The organism is Streptomyces sp. NPDC008092 (assembly GCF_042957285.1).
Classification (GTDB): Bacteria; Actinomycetota; Actinomycetes; order Streptomycetales; family Streptomycetaceae; genus Streptomyces.
The window spans coordinates 461,916-477,081 of sequence record NZ_JBIBHY010000002.1 but is presented as its reverse complement, the minus strand read 5'-3'; the positions used below and the strand labels follow the sequence as shown (position 1 = coordinate 477,081).

The following is a 15,166-nucleotide window of genomic DNA, read 5'->3' as shown; positions in this document are numbered from 1 at the left end:
CAATGGTCGGGAAGATCGGTGGCCGACGAGCGGTCAGTCGTCGCGACCGGCGAGGCCGAGCAGGCCGGCCAGGCGCAGACCGTGGTCGTCCCCCGTGCCGAACAGCGCCTCGTCCGCTCTGGCACGCCGCACGTAGAGGTGGGCCGGATGCTCCCAGGTGAAGCCTATTCCGCCGTGCAGCTGGACGTATTCGGTGACGGCCAGGCGATACGCGCCGGTGCAGGCGACCGCCGCGGCGCTCGCGGCGACCGGCAGCTCCGGCCGCCGCGCGGCCAGGCAGGCGCTCGCGTACGACGACGCCGAGCGGGCCCCCTCGACCGCGACGAGAAGGTCGGCCAGCCGGTGCTTGACCGCCTGGAAGGATCCGATGACTCTGCCGAACTGAGTTCGGTGCGATACATGGTCCAGGGTCGCGTCCAGCGCGTGCGAACTGCCTCCCACATGCTCGGCGGCCAGCGCCACCCGTGCGGCGTCCCGTACGGCGGCGGCGATCGCCGGGGCCTGTCCCGGCTCGCCGACCGGCTCGGCCGCGGCTCCGGCGAACCGGACGTACGCCTGGCGCCGGGTGGGATCGAGGACGCGCCGGGCCGTACGACGACAGGTCGCGGCGCCGGGCACGCAGGCGAACAGCCGCTCCCCGTCCGGGGCGCGGGCGGCGACCAGCAGGAGATCGGCGCCTTCGCCGTCGGGCACGAAGTCCGCCTCGCCGCGCAGCACCCATCCCCCGGGGCCGCGCTCGGCGGCCACCCGGGCCGGGTGCAGCACTCCGGCGACGGTCGCGGTGCGCGCTCCGGAGGCGATGCCCGGCAGCCAGCGTTCGCAGGCCCGCCGGTCGCCGCCGGTCAGCAGGGCCTCCCCGGCCAGCACGGCGGTCGGCAGCAGCGGAGCGGGCCACAGGACGCGCCCCGTCTCCTCCAGGGCGACGGCGAGTTCGGCGAAGGTGTAGCCGGCGCCGCCGTACTCCTCGGGAACGGCGAGGCCGTGCACGCCGATCTCGCGGGCGAGCCTGTCCCAGAGCGCCCGGTCGAATCCGCGCGGGCTCGCGGCCTGTTCGCGGACCTGCCCTGGCCCGCAGGAATCGGTGAGCACATCCCGTAGCACCGCTCGCAGCTGGCGCTGCTCCTCGGTCTGCAGCAGCAGTGCGGGATCGATATCGAGCCTGTCCATCCGAACCTCCCTCATCACACCGTGAACCGCCCGCCGTTGGCCAGCAGGACCGCGCCCACGAGGTTCGCCGCGTCCTCACCGGCCAGGAACAGGGCGATGTCGGCGATCTCCTCCGGCGTGGCGTAGGGCCGGACCCGCGGACCGGCGAAGCCGTCCCGGAGCGCCGCGGGCGTGCGCGCGGCCATGCCCGTCTCCGTCGGACCGGGCGCCACCGTGTTGACGCGGACGCCGAACGCGATCGCCTCCTTGGCGACGGCCTGGCTCAGCGCGTGCGCACCGGCCTTCGACGCCGCATAGTGCGGGTAGCCGGCCAGGGTGTCGAAGGCCGAGGAGGAGCCGACAGTGACGACCGCGCCGGACCTGCGGGGCACCATGGCGCGCAGTGCGGCGCGCAGCACGTGGAAGGTGCCGTCGAGGTTGACCCGCAGCACCCGCCGCCACGCCTCGTCGCCCAGCCTCGCGGTCACCTCGGGCGGGCGGCCGTCGCGCAGCGCCTCGGCGATCCACTCCTTGGCGGCGGGGTCGTCGACACCGGCCGCGTGCACCACCACGTCCAGGCGTCCGTGCTCCGCGACCGCTTCGGCGAACGCCCGGTCGACCTGCGCCCGGTCCGCGACATCCACGGTCAGCGCGTGCGCGCCGGGCAGTTCCCCGGCCACGGCCGCCACCGCGGCGCCGTCGATGTCGGCGGCGAAGACCTCCGCGCCCTGCCCCGCGAGCCGCCGGGCCACCGCCGCTCCGATGCCGGAGCCCGCGCCGGTGACCAGAGCGACGCGTCCGCCGAAGCGTCCGGTCCTCCCGTCACCGCGTTCGTCACCCATGGCGGCCACCTCTCCCTCCGACTACTGAACTGACTTCATTTTTGTTACCGTCTCGGCCATGTCAACAGGCGGAACAAGAGCGGTCCGGCTGACGCGCTGGGGCGGCCCGCCCGTCCTCACCGGGTTGCCGCGCCCCGTACCCACGGGCGAGGAAGTGCTGGTGCGGGTCGAGGCGGCCGGGCTGTGCCGGTCGGACCTGCACGTCGTCGACGCCGCCGCGGGCGGTCTCCCCTACCGGATTCCGTTCACCCTCGGCCACGAGGTCGCCGGCCGGGTGCTGCAGCGGGGCCCGCGGGCCGTGGGTCCGCCCGTGGGGGAGCGCGTCGTCGTGTACGGGCCGTGGGGCTGCGGGCGGTGCGCGAACTGCGGTGCGGGCGCGGAGAACTACTGCGACCGGCGACCGGCTCTGGACCGGGAACTGACCGGCACCGGAGCGGGACTGGGCCGGGACGGCGGCATGGCCGACACGCTGCTCGTCCCGTCCGGCCGGCTGCTGGTCCCGGTGGGCGACCTGGACGCGGTCCAGGCGGCGCCGCTGACCGATGCCGGCCTCACCGCGTACCACGCGGTCACCTCCGTCGGGCCCGCGCTCGCCGGCGGTGCGAGCGTGGTCGTGGTCGGCATCGGCGGGCTGGGCCACCTCGCGGTCCGGATCCTGCGGGCGACGACGGCCGCACAGGTACTGGCCGTGGACGTCCGGGAGGAGGCGCTGGCCCTGGCCGACGCGTGCGGCGCGCACTTCGGGACACTGCTGCGGCCCGACACCGCCCGGGTCCTGCGGGCCCGGACGGGCGGGACCGGAGCGGTGGCCGTGCTCGACTTCGTCGGCAGCCGCTCCAGCCTGGAACTCGCCGTCGCCGTGCTGCGGTCCGGCGGAGAGCTGGTCGTGGCCGGCAGCGGGGGCGGCGAACTGACGGTCCGCAAGCCGGGCGCGCTCCCGCCCGGAACACGGATCTCGCTGCCCTTCTGGGGAACCGTGCCCGAGCTCGAACGGGTGGTCGCGCTGGCCCGCGCGGGCGCCCTGCGCGTGGAGGTCGAGCGGTACGCGCTGTCGAACGCCCTGGAGGCGTTCGAGAGGCTGCGCGCGGGCGCGGTACGGGGGCGGGCCGTCGTCGTTCCCGACTGAGTCTCCGGCCGGGGCCCGGGCCGGGTTCCCGGCCGGGGCCCGGGCCGGGTTCCCGGCCGGGGCGCCGCCCCGTCCGAAACCGCACCGCCGCAGCGCGCCCGTACCGACATCTCGACTACAGAAGTGAGTTCAATTAGCGTCTTGTCCCATGCGGGGGCACGGAGACGTCGGTGACACGGAGGCGGAGGACTGCCCATGGGTGCGGACACAGTGGACCTGCTGGTGATCGGCGGCGGCATGGCCGGACTCTCGGCCGCCGCCCGGGTGGCGGCCGAGGGCGGCTCGGTGGTGCTGGTGGAGAAGGCGGAACGCACCGGCGGCTCCGCCCGCTTCGCCGGTTTCATCTGGACCGCCCCCACGGTCGGGGAGTTGCGCCGGGTCAACCCGGACGGCGACCCGGAGCTGGCCGCCGCCCTGGTCGGCGGCTTCGCCGACGGGGTGGCCTGGGTCCGGTCGCTCGGCGTGGAGTGCAGGCCGCCGGTGCCCGTGCTCGGTTTCGGGCGCGGGCACCAGGTCGACACCAACCACTACCTCGACACCTGCGAACGGCTCGTCCGGGACCGGGGCCAGGAGGTGCTGACCGCCACCTGGACCCGCACCCTGCTGACGGAGAACGGCCGGGTGACGGGGGCCGAGTGCCTCCTGCCGGACGGCTCGGCGCGCCGGATCGAGGCCACCTGGACCCTGCTCGCGACCGGCGGCTTCCAGGGCGATCCCGGGCTGCGCGCCCAGCACCTCCACCCGCAGGCCGCGGACGTCGCGCTGCGGGCCAACCCGCACAGCCGGGGCGACGGGCTCGCGCTCGGCCGGGCGGTGGGGGCCGGGTTCGGCGCGAAGGACGCCGGCTTCTACGGCCACCTCATGCCGGCGGGTGTCTCCCTGGCCGACCCGGCGCGCTTCGTCGACCTCGCGCTCTACTACAGCGAGCACGCCCTGCTGTTCGACACCACGGGCGAGCGCTTCGCCGACGAGACGGCAGGGGACCATCTCACCGCCATGGCCCTGCTGGACCGGCCGCAGGCCCGCGGTCTGCTGGTCGCGGACGCCCGCGTGCACCGGGAGTGGATCAGCGCCCCGTACGTGGCGGGCATTCCGGGCGTCGACAAGTTCCAGCTGTGCCATCGGGCCGGGGCCCGCTGCGCGGTGGCGGAGGATCTGGCGGACTTCGCGTCGATGCCCGCGGAGTGGGGCTATCCGGGCGCCGTGATCCGCGACCGCATCAGGGAGTTCAACGCCGCGGCCGCATCGGGCGGGGTCCCGGCCCCCGGGCGCCTGCTGGACCTCCGCCCGCTGGACGAGCCGCCGTTCTACGTCATCGAGGCCGCCCCGGCGGTCACGTTCACCTTCGCCGGCCTGCCGATCGACGCCGGGGCCCGCGTCCTGACCGGGCAAGGGGACACGGGCTCCGGCGGGCGCGGTCCGGTCCCCGGACTGCTCGCGGCCGGCGCGGACGCGGGCGGGCTGTACCGGCGCGCCTACGCGGGCGGTCTCGCCCCCGCCCTGGTCTTCGGGCTGGCAGCGGCCCGGACCGCGCTCGCCGGTACACCGGCGGCCGCCGGCCGCTGAGGCCCTGCCGGCCGGCCCGCACAAATCCCGTGCACGAGTCTTGCCCGCCGGGCGCTGCAGTGCCTAGCGTACTGAATTGAGTTCACTTTGATTCGGTGACTGCCCGCGGTGCCCGTACGTCCCGCACGCGTGGCGTGAAACGCTCTCTTCCCCGAGGGAGGGACTGTGAGTCAGTTCCTGCTTGTCCTGGTCAGCGGTGTGGCGAGTGGAGCCGTGTACGGCCTCATGGGCCTCGGGCTGGTCATCATCTACCGGGCCACGGACGTCGTGAACTTCGCGATGGCGTCGCTCGCGACCCTGGGCCTGTACGTGGCCGTCTCGCTGCACGACCGGGGCGTGGCGACGGCGCTCGGTCTGCTCGCCGCCGTCGCCGTCACCGTCGCGGCCGGCCTGCTGGTGCGCGAGACCGTGATCCGGCCGCTGGGCCAGGGACAGCTGTTCTCCGCGCTGGTCGTGACCATGGGAGTCTCGCTGATCGCCGAGAACCTGGCCGGGTCGGTCTGGGGCGAACAGCCCAGGGACTTCCCCAGCCTGGTGGACGGCACCGTGCGCTGGTCGGGCGCGGCACTGCCGGTGCAGAGCCTGGTGACGATCGGTGTCGCCGCGGTGGCGATGGCACTGGTGGGCTACCTGTTCTCGCGCACCACGCTCGGTTCGGCCATGCGGGCGGTGGCCGAGTCCGCCGACACGGCCCGGGTCGTCGGCCTCGGCGCCCAGCGGCTCGCCCGGATCTCCTGGGCCCTCGGCCTCGGTCTCGCCGCGCTGGCCGCGTGCCTGTACGCGCCGCGCTCGGGCCTCGCGACCACGGCGCTCACCGCACCGCTGTTCCGGGCCTTCGCCGGGATCTTCCTGGGCGGTCTGACCAGCATGTACGGCGCCGTCGTGGGCGGGCTGGCCATCGGCGTCCTGGACAACCTGGCGGCGAACTACGTCTCCGCCGGCTTCCGCGACACGTTCGTGTTCTCGTTCACCGTGCTGGTGCTGCTGATCCGCCCCCAGGGGCTGTTCGGCGCCCGCACCTTCCAGCGCGTCTGAGGGGTCGCATCCATGGTCTTCAACCGTTCCGTCCTGGCGAGGGCCGCCCTGGGACCGGCCGCCGGCGCGGTGCTCATGGTGTTCATGGCGGCCGGCGCGATCCCGGCCTACCAGATGTACTCGGTGGCGCTGGCGGCCGTGTACACGATCGTCGTGCTGTCGGTCGGCCTGCTCGCAGGCTGGTCCGGCATCTGGTCGGTGGGCCACCCCGCGTTCTTCGCGATCGGCGCCTACTTCGCGGCGTACGGCAGCGCGCACGGCTGGGCGCTGGAGGCGGTGGTCCTGGCGGCCCTCGCCGCCGGTTCCGCCCTGGGCGCCTTCCTCGGGTACGCGGGCGCCCGGTTCTCGGTGCTCTACATCGCCCTGCTGACCCTCGCCTTCACCACGGTGACCCTGGAACTGGTCAACAGGTGGAGCAGCGTGACCGGGGGCGACCAGGGAGTCCCCGTGCTCCAGTTGCGCAGCGCGGCGGGCCTCGGCACGTTTCCGGGCGGTGGCACAGAAGCCCAGTACCTCGCGGTGGGCGCGGCGGCCGTGGTCCTCGCCCTGGCCGTGCCCGCCCGCGCCTCGGCGCTGCGGATGCGCCTGGTGGCCGCCAAGTCGCATCCCATGGCCGCCCGTACGGTCGGTATCGCGCCGGAAGCCCAGTCCTCGCTGTCGTTCGCGGTCAGCGGGGCGTGCACGAGCTTCGCGGGCGTGCTGCTCGGCCTGATCACCGGGTTCGTCAGCCCGGACCCGTTCTCGCTCGCCTTCGGCATCTCGCTGATCGCGGCGTGCGTCCTCGGCGGCGTCGGCTCGGTCCTCGGCGCCGTGGCCGGCGGTGTCTACCTGACCTGGAGCCCCTCGCTCTCGGCCACCGTGGGGATGCCCCAGCCGGTGGTTCAGGGCGTCGTCCTGATCGCCGTCCTCCTCTTCCTGCCCGCGGGAGTCGTACCGTCCCTCGCCGGGCCCGCGCGCCGGATCCTGCGGCGCGTACGGCGACGGCCGACGGCGGGCCGACCGCCGTTCCCCGAACCGTCCGCGGGCCGCCCGCCGTCCGGTCTCCCCCCGTCCTCCGGGCCCACCGCGCCACCCCCGCCCCCCGGCCGCTCGTCCGGGGCCGACGGCGAAACCCCCGCCCTCCTCCGTCTGGACCACGTGTCCGTCGCGTACGGCGGCCTCAAGGCCCTGGAGGACGCCTCGCTGTCCGTGCGGCAGGACGAGATCCTGGCCGTCATCGGGCCCAACGGGGCAGGAAAGACAACGCTGTTGAACGTCCTGTCCGGGCTGACCGGCAACGGCCGCGTCAGCGGCACCGCGGACTTCACCGGCCGGCCCCTGCTCAAGGCGAGGGCGACCGCGCGACGGCGGCTGGGGATCGGCCGGACCTTCCAGCACGCCGAGGTGTTCTCCGAACTCACCGTCGCCGAGAACCTGCTGTGCACCCGCCGCCGCATCACGGCCCGCGACCGGGACGCCGTCGCCCGACTGCTGCACTCCGTCGGCCTCACGGACGTGACGGACCGTCGCCCCGCGGAGCTGCCCTTCGGTCTGCAGAAGCGCCTCGACCTCGCGCGGGCGATGGCCGAGGGGCCGCGGCTGCTGATCCTCGACGAGCCCTTCGGCGGCCTCGACGCGGGCGAACGGGCGTTGCTGGCAGGGCACATCAGGCGGCTCAACGCCGAGGGCACCGCCGTGGTCGTCATCGACCACGTCCTCGACGACCTCTTCTCAGTCGCCCACCGGGTGCTCGCCTTCGACTTCGGCCGTACCATCGGCGACGGCACCCCGGACACCGTGCTCCAGGACCCGAAGGTGCGGTCGTCCTATCTGGGAACGGTCGGCAGCCGGGCCCAACTGCCCGCCACCGTGGGCCGGCACAGCCTGATCCGGCTGCGCGGGGCAGGCCACTCGTACGGCGGTGTGGTCGCCCTGCGGGACGTCGATCTCGACGTCCGCGAAGGAAGCGTGCTCGGTGTCGCGGGGGCCAACGGCGCGGGCAAGAGCACCCTCGCCGGCATCCTGCACGGCTCGCTCCGCCCCGCCCACGGCGTACGGGAGCCGAGCGGCTCCGTGCGCACGAGTCTGGCTCCCGAGGGCCGCGGACTGTTCAGGACGCTGTCGCTGCGCGAGAACCTGGAGGTCGCGGCGTACGCGGCCGGCATCACCGGTGGAGCGCTGCGCGAGCGACTGGAAGAAGCCGTCCAGTGGCTGCCGGCACGGCTGCGGGACCGGATGTCCGCCCCGGCCGCCGGGTTGTCGGGCGGCGAGCAGCAGATGCTCGCCATCGCCCGGGCGCTGATCGCCCGGCCGGACGTTCTGATCGTCGACGAACCGGCCCTCGGACTGGCCCCCGCCCTGGTGGACGAGGTCTACGACCGGCTGATCGGGCTGACGCACGACGGCCTGACGGTGGTGCTGCTGGAGCAGTCCCTCAGCCGGGCCCTGGCCGTCTGCCACGAGGTGGCCGTCCTGCACGAGGGCGTCGTCGCCGCCCAAGGACGGCCGGACGACCCCAAGTTCGCGGCCCGGGCGGAGTCGGCGTACTTCAGCGGCGGCCCGGCACCCGCCCCGACCGAGGCGGAGACGGCCCGGACCTCCCGGGTGAAGTGACATCCCCTGCCGACCGCCACACCCGCTGTATCCCTTACGTCCGTTGTGAACATCGTGAACGTCGTGAACGAGGTGGACCGTGATCAGGACCTTCAGCAGATTCCGCCGTGCGGCGGGAGCGACAGCCGTTCTCGCCGTACTGGCACTGACCGCAAGCGCGTGCGCCGGTCAGGACTCGGCGTCGGCAGGCAGCAACTCCTCCGAGATCCACATCGGCGCGTGGCTGCCCCTCACGGGCTCCACCGCCACGTACGGCGTGGCCGAGAAGGCGGGCGCCGACGCGTACTTCAAGATGCTCAACGCCCAGGGGGGCATCAACGGCCGCAAGGTCGAGTGGACCGTCCGGGACAACGCGGCCGACCCGCAGCAGACCGTGCAGATCGCGCGTGAACTGGTCGGTCAGGACAAGGTCGTGGCCATCGTCAACGCGAACGGCACCTCCCAGGCCGAGGCGGCCTTCCCGTTCGTCCTCAACCAGTCGAAGGTGCCGGTCCTCAACGAGGTCGGAGGCGCCGAGAACTGGTACAAGCCGCCGCGCGCCGGTCTGTTCGGCACCCAGACCCTCTACGAGGACCAGGCCGCGGCCGTCGCCGCGTGGGCGGTGCAGGACGGCGCGAAGAAGATCCTCGTCGTGCACAGCGACCCGGCCGCCTTCGTGAACGTGGCCGAACAGGTGGCGCCCGTCGCGAAGAAGCTGGACCCCTCGGTCGAGGTCGACCGGCTGCCGGTCAAGTACCAGACCACCGACTACACACCCGTGATCAGCAAGGTGAAGTCGGCGAAGCCGCAGGCGGTCATCCTGATCCTCACCTCGCCCGAGGCGGCCGCCTTCCTCAAGGAGGCCAAGCTGCAGGGCCTCGCTCTGCCCACGTACGCCTACGCCCCGGTGGCGGCCGAGTCGACGATCGCCCTGGCCAAGGACGCCGCCGAGGGTCTCAAGGCGGTCCAGCTGGTCAAGGCGCCGTCCGACGACGACCCCGCGGTCAAGGAGTTCCGGACGGCGATGGCCAAGTACGAGCCGGGCCAGACCGCGGGCTTCCTCGCCCTGTGGGGCTGGAGCAACGCCAGGGTCTTCGCCGAGATCGCGAAGACCGTCAAGGGCCCTGTCACGGCCCGGTCCCTCACCGACGCCTACCAGAAGGCGACCAAGGTGGACCCGGGGGTGTCGCCGGTCATGAGCTTCAGCGCGAGCAACCATCTGGGGACGCGCAGCGTGCAGAAGGTAGAGGTGAAGAACGGCGTCTGGACGTCCGTGGGCGACTTCTACACTCCCCCGACCCGCGACTGATCGCCCGTCCCGGCGACGCGGTTCCGCTGGGGCGCCGGGTGTTCTCCGTCGGACGCCACGGAACGAGCCGCAGCCGGCCTCCGCCACGAGGTCCGCGCCCACGCCGCGTGCCGTGACGAGGTGACCCACCGGTGGATGCCCGGGCCGGTACCGTGCCGGGTGCCGCGTCGGGCGGTGGCCGGCACGGTGCCGCGGGGGCGGGCCCACCCGGAACTGGGTGCTGCTACTTGGCGGCGGCCGAGACGAGGCCGTCGAGCCAGGCCTGGTGGCCGTTGAGCATGGGGTTCGGGCGTTCGTTCGCGAGGGCCGCGGCCGGTGCGCCGATCTGGGTCTCCTGGGTGAGGATGCGCACCCGGTTGCCGGGCAGGTCCTCGACCAGCCAGGCGTGCAGGACGTCCAGCCGCTCCTCCGGCTTGCCGTCCTGCTTCGCCGTCCAGGACAAGCGGCCCGGGACGCCGTCCGCCGGGGCCTGGAACTCGACGACATGGGCGTCCAGGGGCGGGAAGCCGAAGGTGCCGAAGCTGAAGATCCGGTCGTCCGCCAGCTCGGGGCCGCCGCCGGACGGGAAGGAGATGTCGGCGACGTTGTCGTAGTAGCCCTCCCACTCGGAGGTGTCGACCAGGTAGTGCCAGACCCGGGCGGCCGTGAGGCCCTTCACGATCACCTCGTTGGAGACGAAGTTGTCGCCGGTGCCGGGGAGGTACTTCTCGGGCCAGTTGATCGCGTTCTGCGTGGTCATGCTGGTCATGCGGGTGTCCTTACGGTGAAGTGCGTGGTCAGGAGAGCTTCTTGAGGAGTTCGGCGGCGAGCGGGCCGGCGGAGGCCGGGTTCTGGCCGGTGACGACCCCGCGGTCGACCACGACGTGCGGGGCCCACGGTTCGCCCGCCTCGACGTTCAGGCCGGCCTCGGTGAGGCGGTCCTGGAGCAGCCACCTGGCGCCGTCGGCGCTGCCGGCGAGCCGCTCCTCGGCGTTGGTGAACGCGGTGATCCGGTAACCGGCGAACGCGTTGGTGCCGTCCTCCCTGACGGCGGCGAGCAGGGCGGCCGGGCCGTGGCAGACCACGCCCACCGGGAGGCCGGACTCCAGCGCGCGGGTCAGGATGCGGCCGGAGTCGGCGTCGACGGCCAGGTCCTCCATCGGGCCGTGCCCGCCGGGGACGTACACCGCGTCGAAGTCGTCCACCGTCACACCGGTCAGGGCGACGGGACTGCGGAACTCCGGGGCCTCCGCCACGACCGCCCGGACCGCCGCGGCGTTCTCCTCCCCGCCGTTGGCCTGCGGGGTGAGGCTGGCGGGGTCGGCCGGCGGGACCACGCCGCCCGGGGTGGCGACGGTGATCCCGTGGCCGGCGGCCTTGAACGCCTCGTAGGGGACGACGGCCTCGTCGGCCCAGAACCCGGTGGGGTGTGCGGTGCCGTCGGCCAGCGTCCATCGATCGGCTCCGGTCATCACGAAAAGGATCTCCGCCATGTCTCTCCCCTGCTTCCGCCTGCATCGTCGCCACCCGGGTGGGCTGCCGCCACTCGGCGACGCCTCCCACGCTAGGACCGTCACCCATCCGCCCACCAATAGGGAAGCCGATCTCCGGTATCGGGATGCCGATGGCGTGCCCGGTTAGGCTGGAGGCCATGAAGCACCGGACGCATGCCACGGTCCCGCCCCGGGGAGCCGGCGGCGGGCAGCTCCCGCAGCACGCGGACCTCAACCTGCTCCGGACGTTCCTGGCCGTGTACCGTGCGGGGTCGTTCACGGCGGCGGCGCCGCGGCTCGGGCTCTCCCAGCCCACGGTGACCGCGCAGATCCGCACCCTTGAGCAGCAGACCGGCCGCGAGCTGTTCACCCGGCTGCCCCGGGGTGTGGAGCCCACGCCGTACGCCCACGAGATGGCCGGGCGGATCGCCGCCCCGCTCGACGCGCTCGGCGGCCTGGAGGAGTCCGGCGCGCTCGCCGCGCCGGTGCACCTGGCGGGGCCGTCGGAGCTGCTGTGCGTACGGGTGCTGCCCGCGCTCGTCCCGCTCGTCGCCGACGGCGTCCAGCTCCGTGTCTCGCAGGGGCTGCCCGAGCCGCTCCTTGAGGAGATGCGGGCGGGTCGGCACGACCTGGTCATCGCCACCCGGCGGCCCCGCGGCCGGGCGCTGGAGTCGGTGCCGCTCGCCGACGAGGAGTACCTCCTGGTCGCGAGTCCGGCCTGGGCCGAACGCCTCGCCGGCCACCCGGAGGCGGACGATCCGGGCGCCGCCCTGCGCGAGGTGCCCATGGTGACGTACGCGGAGGACCTGCCGATCCTCCGCCGCTACTGGCGGACCGTGTTCGGCAGGCCGCTCACCGCCCGTGCCGCCGTCACCGTGCCCAACCTGTACGCGGTGCTCTCGGCGGTCAACGCGGGCGCCGGCTTCAGCGTGCTGCCCCGTTCGCTGTGCCAGGAGTACCTCGACTCGGGCCGTCTCGCCCTCCTGCACGCCCCGCAGGAGCCGCCGCTCAACACCCTGTTCCTCGTCCAGCGGCCCGGCGCCGAGGCCAACCCCGACGTGACCCGGGTGCGCGACGCCCTGCGGCGTACCGCCCGCGACTGGTAGCGGCCGCGTCGTACGCCTCCCGGACCTGCCGGTCGCTGACGCGCAGGGCCAGGGCGGCGGCGCCCAGGCACAGGGCCGCCAGGGTGAGGAAGGCGATGCGGTCGGCGAAGGCGGGGCCGGTGCCGGCGGGTGGGGCGAGCGACGCCGTCAGGGTCCCGGCCAGGGCCACTCCGAAGGCGCCGGCGGTCTGCCGCTGCATGTTGAGGAGGGTGGTGGCGTCGGCCGTACGGGCGGGCGGGATCGTGACGAAGGCGGCGTTCTGGGCGCTGGCGAAGAGCAGGCCGACGGAGGTCCCGAGCAGGTACATCGACGGGTAGAGGGCGAACGGGTGCGGGGCGGCCGTCAGGATCGCCAGGAGCACGACGACCAGCGCGGCTCCGGCGCCGCCCGCGGCCATCAGGCGGCGGGGGCCGACCCGGTCGTGGAGGCGGGGCACGAGCTGGGAGGCGGTCAGCATGCCGAGCGCCTCCGGGAAGGTGGCCAGGCCGGAGTGGAGCGCGTCGTAGCCCAGGTCGGTCTGCAGGAACTGGGGATAGAGATACAGCACGCCCATGAACGCCGCCCCGGTCGGCAGCAGGACCAGCTGGGTCGTACGGAACAGCTGGTCCTCGGCCACCCGCAGGTCGATCATCGGGTGCGCGGCCCGCAGCTCCCAGGGCACGAACGCGGTGAGGAACGCCACGCCGCCCACCAGCGGAACCAGTGTGCCGGTGCTTCCCCAGCCCCGGTCCGGGGCGCCGGTGAGGGCGTACAGGACCGCCGCGAGGCCGCCGCCCGCGAGGACGAAGCCGGGCACGTCGAAACGGGGTGCGCCCGTGCCGGGGAAGTCGGGCAGGACGGCCGCCCCGAAGAGCAGGGCGAGGACGCCGACCGGCAGGTTGACGAGGAACACCCAGTGCCAGGAGGCGGTGTCCACCAGCCAGCCGCCCAGGACCGGGCCGAGGGCCGGGGCGACGGCGGTCGGCAGCATGACGTACTGCTGTGCGCGCAGCCGCTCGGCGACGGGGAACGCGCGCAGCATCATCGTCATCCCGACGGGGGCGAGCAGACCGCCGCCGACGCCCTGCAGCACGCGGTACCCCGTGAGCGCTCCGAGCGAGCCGGCGGTGGCGCACAGCGCGGAGGCCACGGTGAACAGCAGCAGGGCGGTCAGCGCGGTGCGCCGGGTGCCGAAGCGGTTGCCGAGCCAGCCGGAGACGGGGATGCAGACCGCGAGGGCGACCAGGTAGCCGACGTTGACGGAGCTCAGTCCCGAGGTGTCGACGGCGAAGTCGCGGCCGATGGCCGGCAGGGCCACGTTGACGATCGTGGTGTCCATGATGGCCATGAAGTTCGCGGCGACGAACACCCCGCAGACGGCGACCTTCGCGGGGACCCGGTGACCGAAGCGCGGCCCGGTCGGCAGTACGGAGCTCACCGGCCGTCGCGGAGCCAGTGGACCTGCTCCTCGGTGAGGGTGAGGCGGCGCGCCTGGAGGGAGTTGTCGATCTGCGCGGTGGTCCGCGCCCCGATGGACGGCCACACGCCGGGGTGGTGGAGGGTCCAGGCGAGGGCCACGGTCTCGGGCCGGGAGCCGAGCTGTCCGGCGAGTTCGCGGCAGCGGTCGCGTCGGGCGCGGTTGGCCTCGGTGTCGTAGGGGTCGGGCTTGCCGTGGTGCGCCTTGGGTCCGGTGCGGGCGAAGTGGCCGCGGGCCTGCGAGGACCAGCCGAGCAGGGGCAGCCGGTGTCGTCGTACGACGTCGAGCACGGCGGTGTCGGCGTGCAGGCTGCCCTCCAGCCGGGCCGGGTCGGGTTCGGCGAGGCTGAACTGGTAGCTGGCGACGGGTGTGTGGCCCCTCGCGACGAGTGCGGCGGCGAGCTCCGCCAGCCGCGCCGCCCGCCAGTTGGAGACGCCGACGCGGCGTACGTGTCCGGCGTCGACGAGGCCCACGAGGGTGTCCGCGAGCTCGGCGACCGGCCGGGTGGGGTCGTCGCAGTGGTAGAGGAGGACGTCGATGACGTCGACACCAAGGTTCGCCAGTGCGGACCGCACGTGGGCGAGGACGGTGTCCCGGTCGAGTGGGATGTCGCCGCCGGTGGTGTCGTGGCCGACCTTGGTGGTCACGCCCAGTGTGCCGGGGTTCGCCCGCAGCCACGCGCCGACCGCCGCCTCGGCCCGCCCGCCGGCGTAGCTGTGCGAGGTCTCCACCAGCAGCCCGCCGGCGTCGGCGAAGTGGGCGAGCCGCTCGGCGGTGGCCTCGGCGGGCTCCGCACCGAACGGGCCCCCGAGGACGAAGCGGTGTGCGGCCGTCTCCATGCCGTCCTCGTCGAGGAGCCCGTCGAGCAGCTGCAGTGGGGATCGCGGCATCAGGCGTCGCCTCCGGGGACCCGCCGGAAGCCGTCGACGTCGGCGAACGGCCGGGGCAGGTGCGGCCGGAGCGGGACCTGGAAGGTGTTGAGCATCATCGCGGACATGCTGAAGCTGCCGATGCAGCCGATGAGGTCCAGCACGCCCTCCTCACCGAACAGCTCGATGGCCTCGGCGTAGGTGGCGTCCGTGACGAAGTGGTCGTACAGCATCTCGTGGGCGAAGGCGTGAAAGACCCGCTCGTCCTCCGCCTTGAAGCCGGGGTCCTCGTCGCGGGCGAGGCGGTCGAGGCACTCGGCCGGAATGCCTTCCTCGACGGCCTGCTGGATGTGGGCGTTCCAGGCGGACTGGCTGTCGAAGTGGCGGCCGGCGATGAGCACGCTCAGCTCGCGCAGCTTCTGCGGGAACCGGGACTCGTTGCGGCAGTACCGGCCGAGGTTCTCCACCCAGTGGGCGAGTTCCATGTCGCGCGCCCAGACGAGGAAGGGCGGGGGTGGTTCGACGCCGGGGCCGACGATGGTTTCGAGCAGTTCGGTCTGCTCGGGGGTGAGGCTGGTCAGCGGGGTCAGTCGCATGGCTGCGCTGCCTTTCAGGGGGAGGTGGCGGTGCGGCGGCTCGGGCGGGGAGCGTCCCGGACGGGATGCTCA

At 73.8% G+C, this 15,166-nt stretch carries 13 protein-coding genes; 6 read left to right on the top strand and 7 right to left on the bottom strand.

The genetic code is table 11. The features are described from left to right. Positions 1–33 precede the first annotated feature (33 nt). Positions 34–1,167 carry an acyl-CoA dehydrogenase family protein gene (locus ACFZB3_RS07050; RefSeq protein ID WP_391370925.1) on the bottom strand — a complete coding sequence of 378 codons (1,134 nt, stop codon included), beginning with the start codon at positions 1,165–1,167 and terminating at the stop codon, positions 34–36. Between the two features lie 14 nt (positions 1,168–1,181). Further along, complete coding sequence (locus ACFZB3_RS07045; RefSeq protein ID WP_391370922.1) at positions 1,182–1,988, bottom strand: SDR family NAD(P)-dependent oxidoreductase; 807 nt, start codon at positions 1,986–1,988, stop codon at positions 1,182–1,184. Between the two features lie 58 nt (positions 1,989–2,046). On the opposite strand from ACFZB3_RS07045, the gene ACFZB3_RS07040 reads away from it, so the two are divergent. From ACFZB3_RS07040 to ACFZB3_RS07020, 5 genes are all read left to right on the top strand, one after another. Continuing rightward, positions 2,047–3,114 carry an alcohol dehydrogenase catalytic domain-containing protein gene (locus ACFZB3_RS07040; RefSeq protein ID WP_391370919.1) on the top strand — a complete coding sequence of 356 codons (1,068 nt, stop codon included), beginning with the start codon at positions 2,047–2,049 and terminating at the stop codon, positions 3,112–3,114. Between the two features lie 195 nt (positions 3,115–3,309). Then, positions 3,310–4,680, top strand: a complete 1,371-nt coding sequence (locus tag ACFZB3_RS07035; RefSeq protein ID WP_391370916.1) for an FAD-dependent oxidoreductase — start codon at positions 3,310–3,312, stop codon at positions 4,678–4,680. 165 nt (positions 4,681–4,845) lie between these two features. After that, positions 4,846–5,715 (top strand): branched-chain amino acid ABC transporter permease, encoded by an 870-nt coding sequence (locus ACFZB3_RS07030; RefSeq protein ID WP_391370913.1) that lies wholly within the window; start codon positions 4,846–4,848, stop codon positions 5,713–5,715. Between the two features lie 12 nt (positions 5,716–5,727). Then, entirely contained in the window at positions 5,728–8,307 is a 2,580-nt protein-coding gene (locus ACFZB3_RS07025) for an ATP-binding cassette domain-containing protein (protein WP_391370910.1), read from the top strand. A 79-nt stretch (positions 8,308–8,386) separates the two neighbouring features. Then, a complete protein-coding gene (locus ACFZB3_RS07020; protein ID WP_391370908.1) occupies positions 8,387–9,595 on the top strand; it encodes an ABC transporter substrate-binding protein in 1,209 nt (402 codons plus the stop codon). A 223-nt stretch (positions 9,596–9,818) separates the two neighbouring features. Here the strand turns inward: ACFZB3_RS07020 and ACFZB3_RS07015 are convergent, their stop codons facing one another. Together ACFZB3_RS07015 and ACFZB3_RS07010 are read right to left on the bottom strand one after the other, a co-directional pair. Further along, positions 9,819–10,343 (bottom strand): SRPBCC domain-containing protein, encoded by a 525-nt coding sequence (locus ACFZB3_RS07015; RefSeq protein ID WP_391370905.1) that lies wholly within the window; start codon positions 10,341–10,343, stop codon positions 9,819–9,821. Between the two features lie 28 nt (positions 10,344–10,371). Then, positions 10,372–11,067, bottom strand: a complete 696-nt coding sequence (locus tag ACFZB3_RS07010; protein ID WP_391370902.1) for a DJ-1/PfpI family protein — start codon at positions 11,065–11,067, stop codon at positions 10,372–10,374. A 158-nt stretch (positions 11,068–11,225) separates the two neighbouring features. On the opposite strand from ACFZB3_RS07010, the gene ACFZB3_RS07005 reads away from it, so the two are divergent. After that, a complete protein-coding gene (locus tag ACFZB3_RS07005; protein ID WP_391370898.1) occupies positions 11,226–12,173 on the top strand; it encodes a LysR substrate-binding domain-containing protein in 948 nt (315 codons plus the stop codon). Here the strand turns inward: ACFZB3_RS07005 and ACFZB3_RS07000 are convergent. Genes ACFZB3_RS07000 through ACFZB3_RS06990 form a run of 3 tightly spaced genes read right to left on the bottom strand, consistent with a single transcriptional unit; the run spans position 12,076 to position 15,094 of the window. Continuing rightward, on the bottom strand, positions 12,076–13,590 hold the full coding sequence (locus tag ACFZB3_RS07000) for a DHA2 family efflux MFS transporter permease subunit (protein ID WP_391370895.1): 1,515 nt from the start codon (positions 13,588–13,590) through the stop codon (positions 12,076–12,078). The genes ACFZB3_RS07005 and ACFZB3_RS07000 overlap by 98 nt on opposite strands. Next, positions 13,587–14,519 (bottom strand): aldo/keto reductase, encoded by a 933-nt coding sequence (locus ACFZB3_RS06995; RefSeq protein ID WP_391370892.1) that lies wholly within the window; start codon positions 14,517–14,519, stop codon positions 13,587–13,589. Before ACFZB3_RS06995 ends, ACFZB3_RS07000 begins: the two co-directional genes overlap by 4 nt. Continuing rightward, positions 14,519–15,094, bottom strand: a complete 576-nt coding sequence (locus ACFZB3_RS06990; protein WP_391370889.1) for a carboxymuconolactone decarboxylase family protein — start codon at positions 15,092–15,094, stop codon at positions 14,519–14,521. The genes ACFZB3_RS06995 and ACFZB3_RS06990 overlap by 1 nt, the downstream gene beginning before the upstream one ends. Positions 15,095–15,166 lie beyond the last annotated feature (72 nt).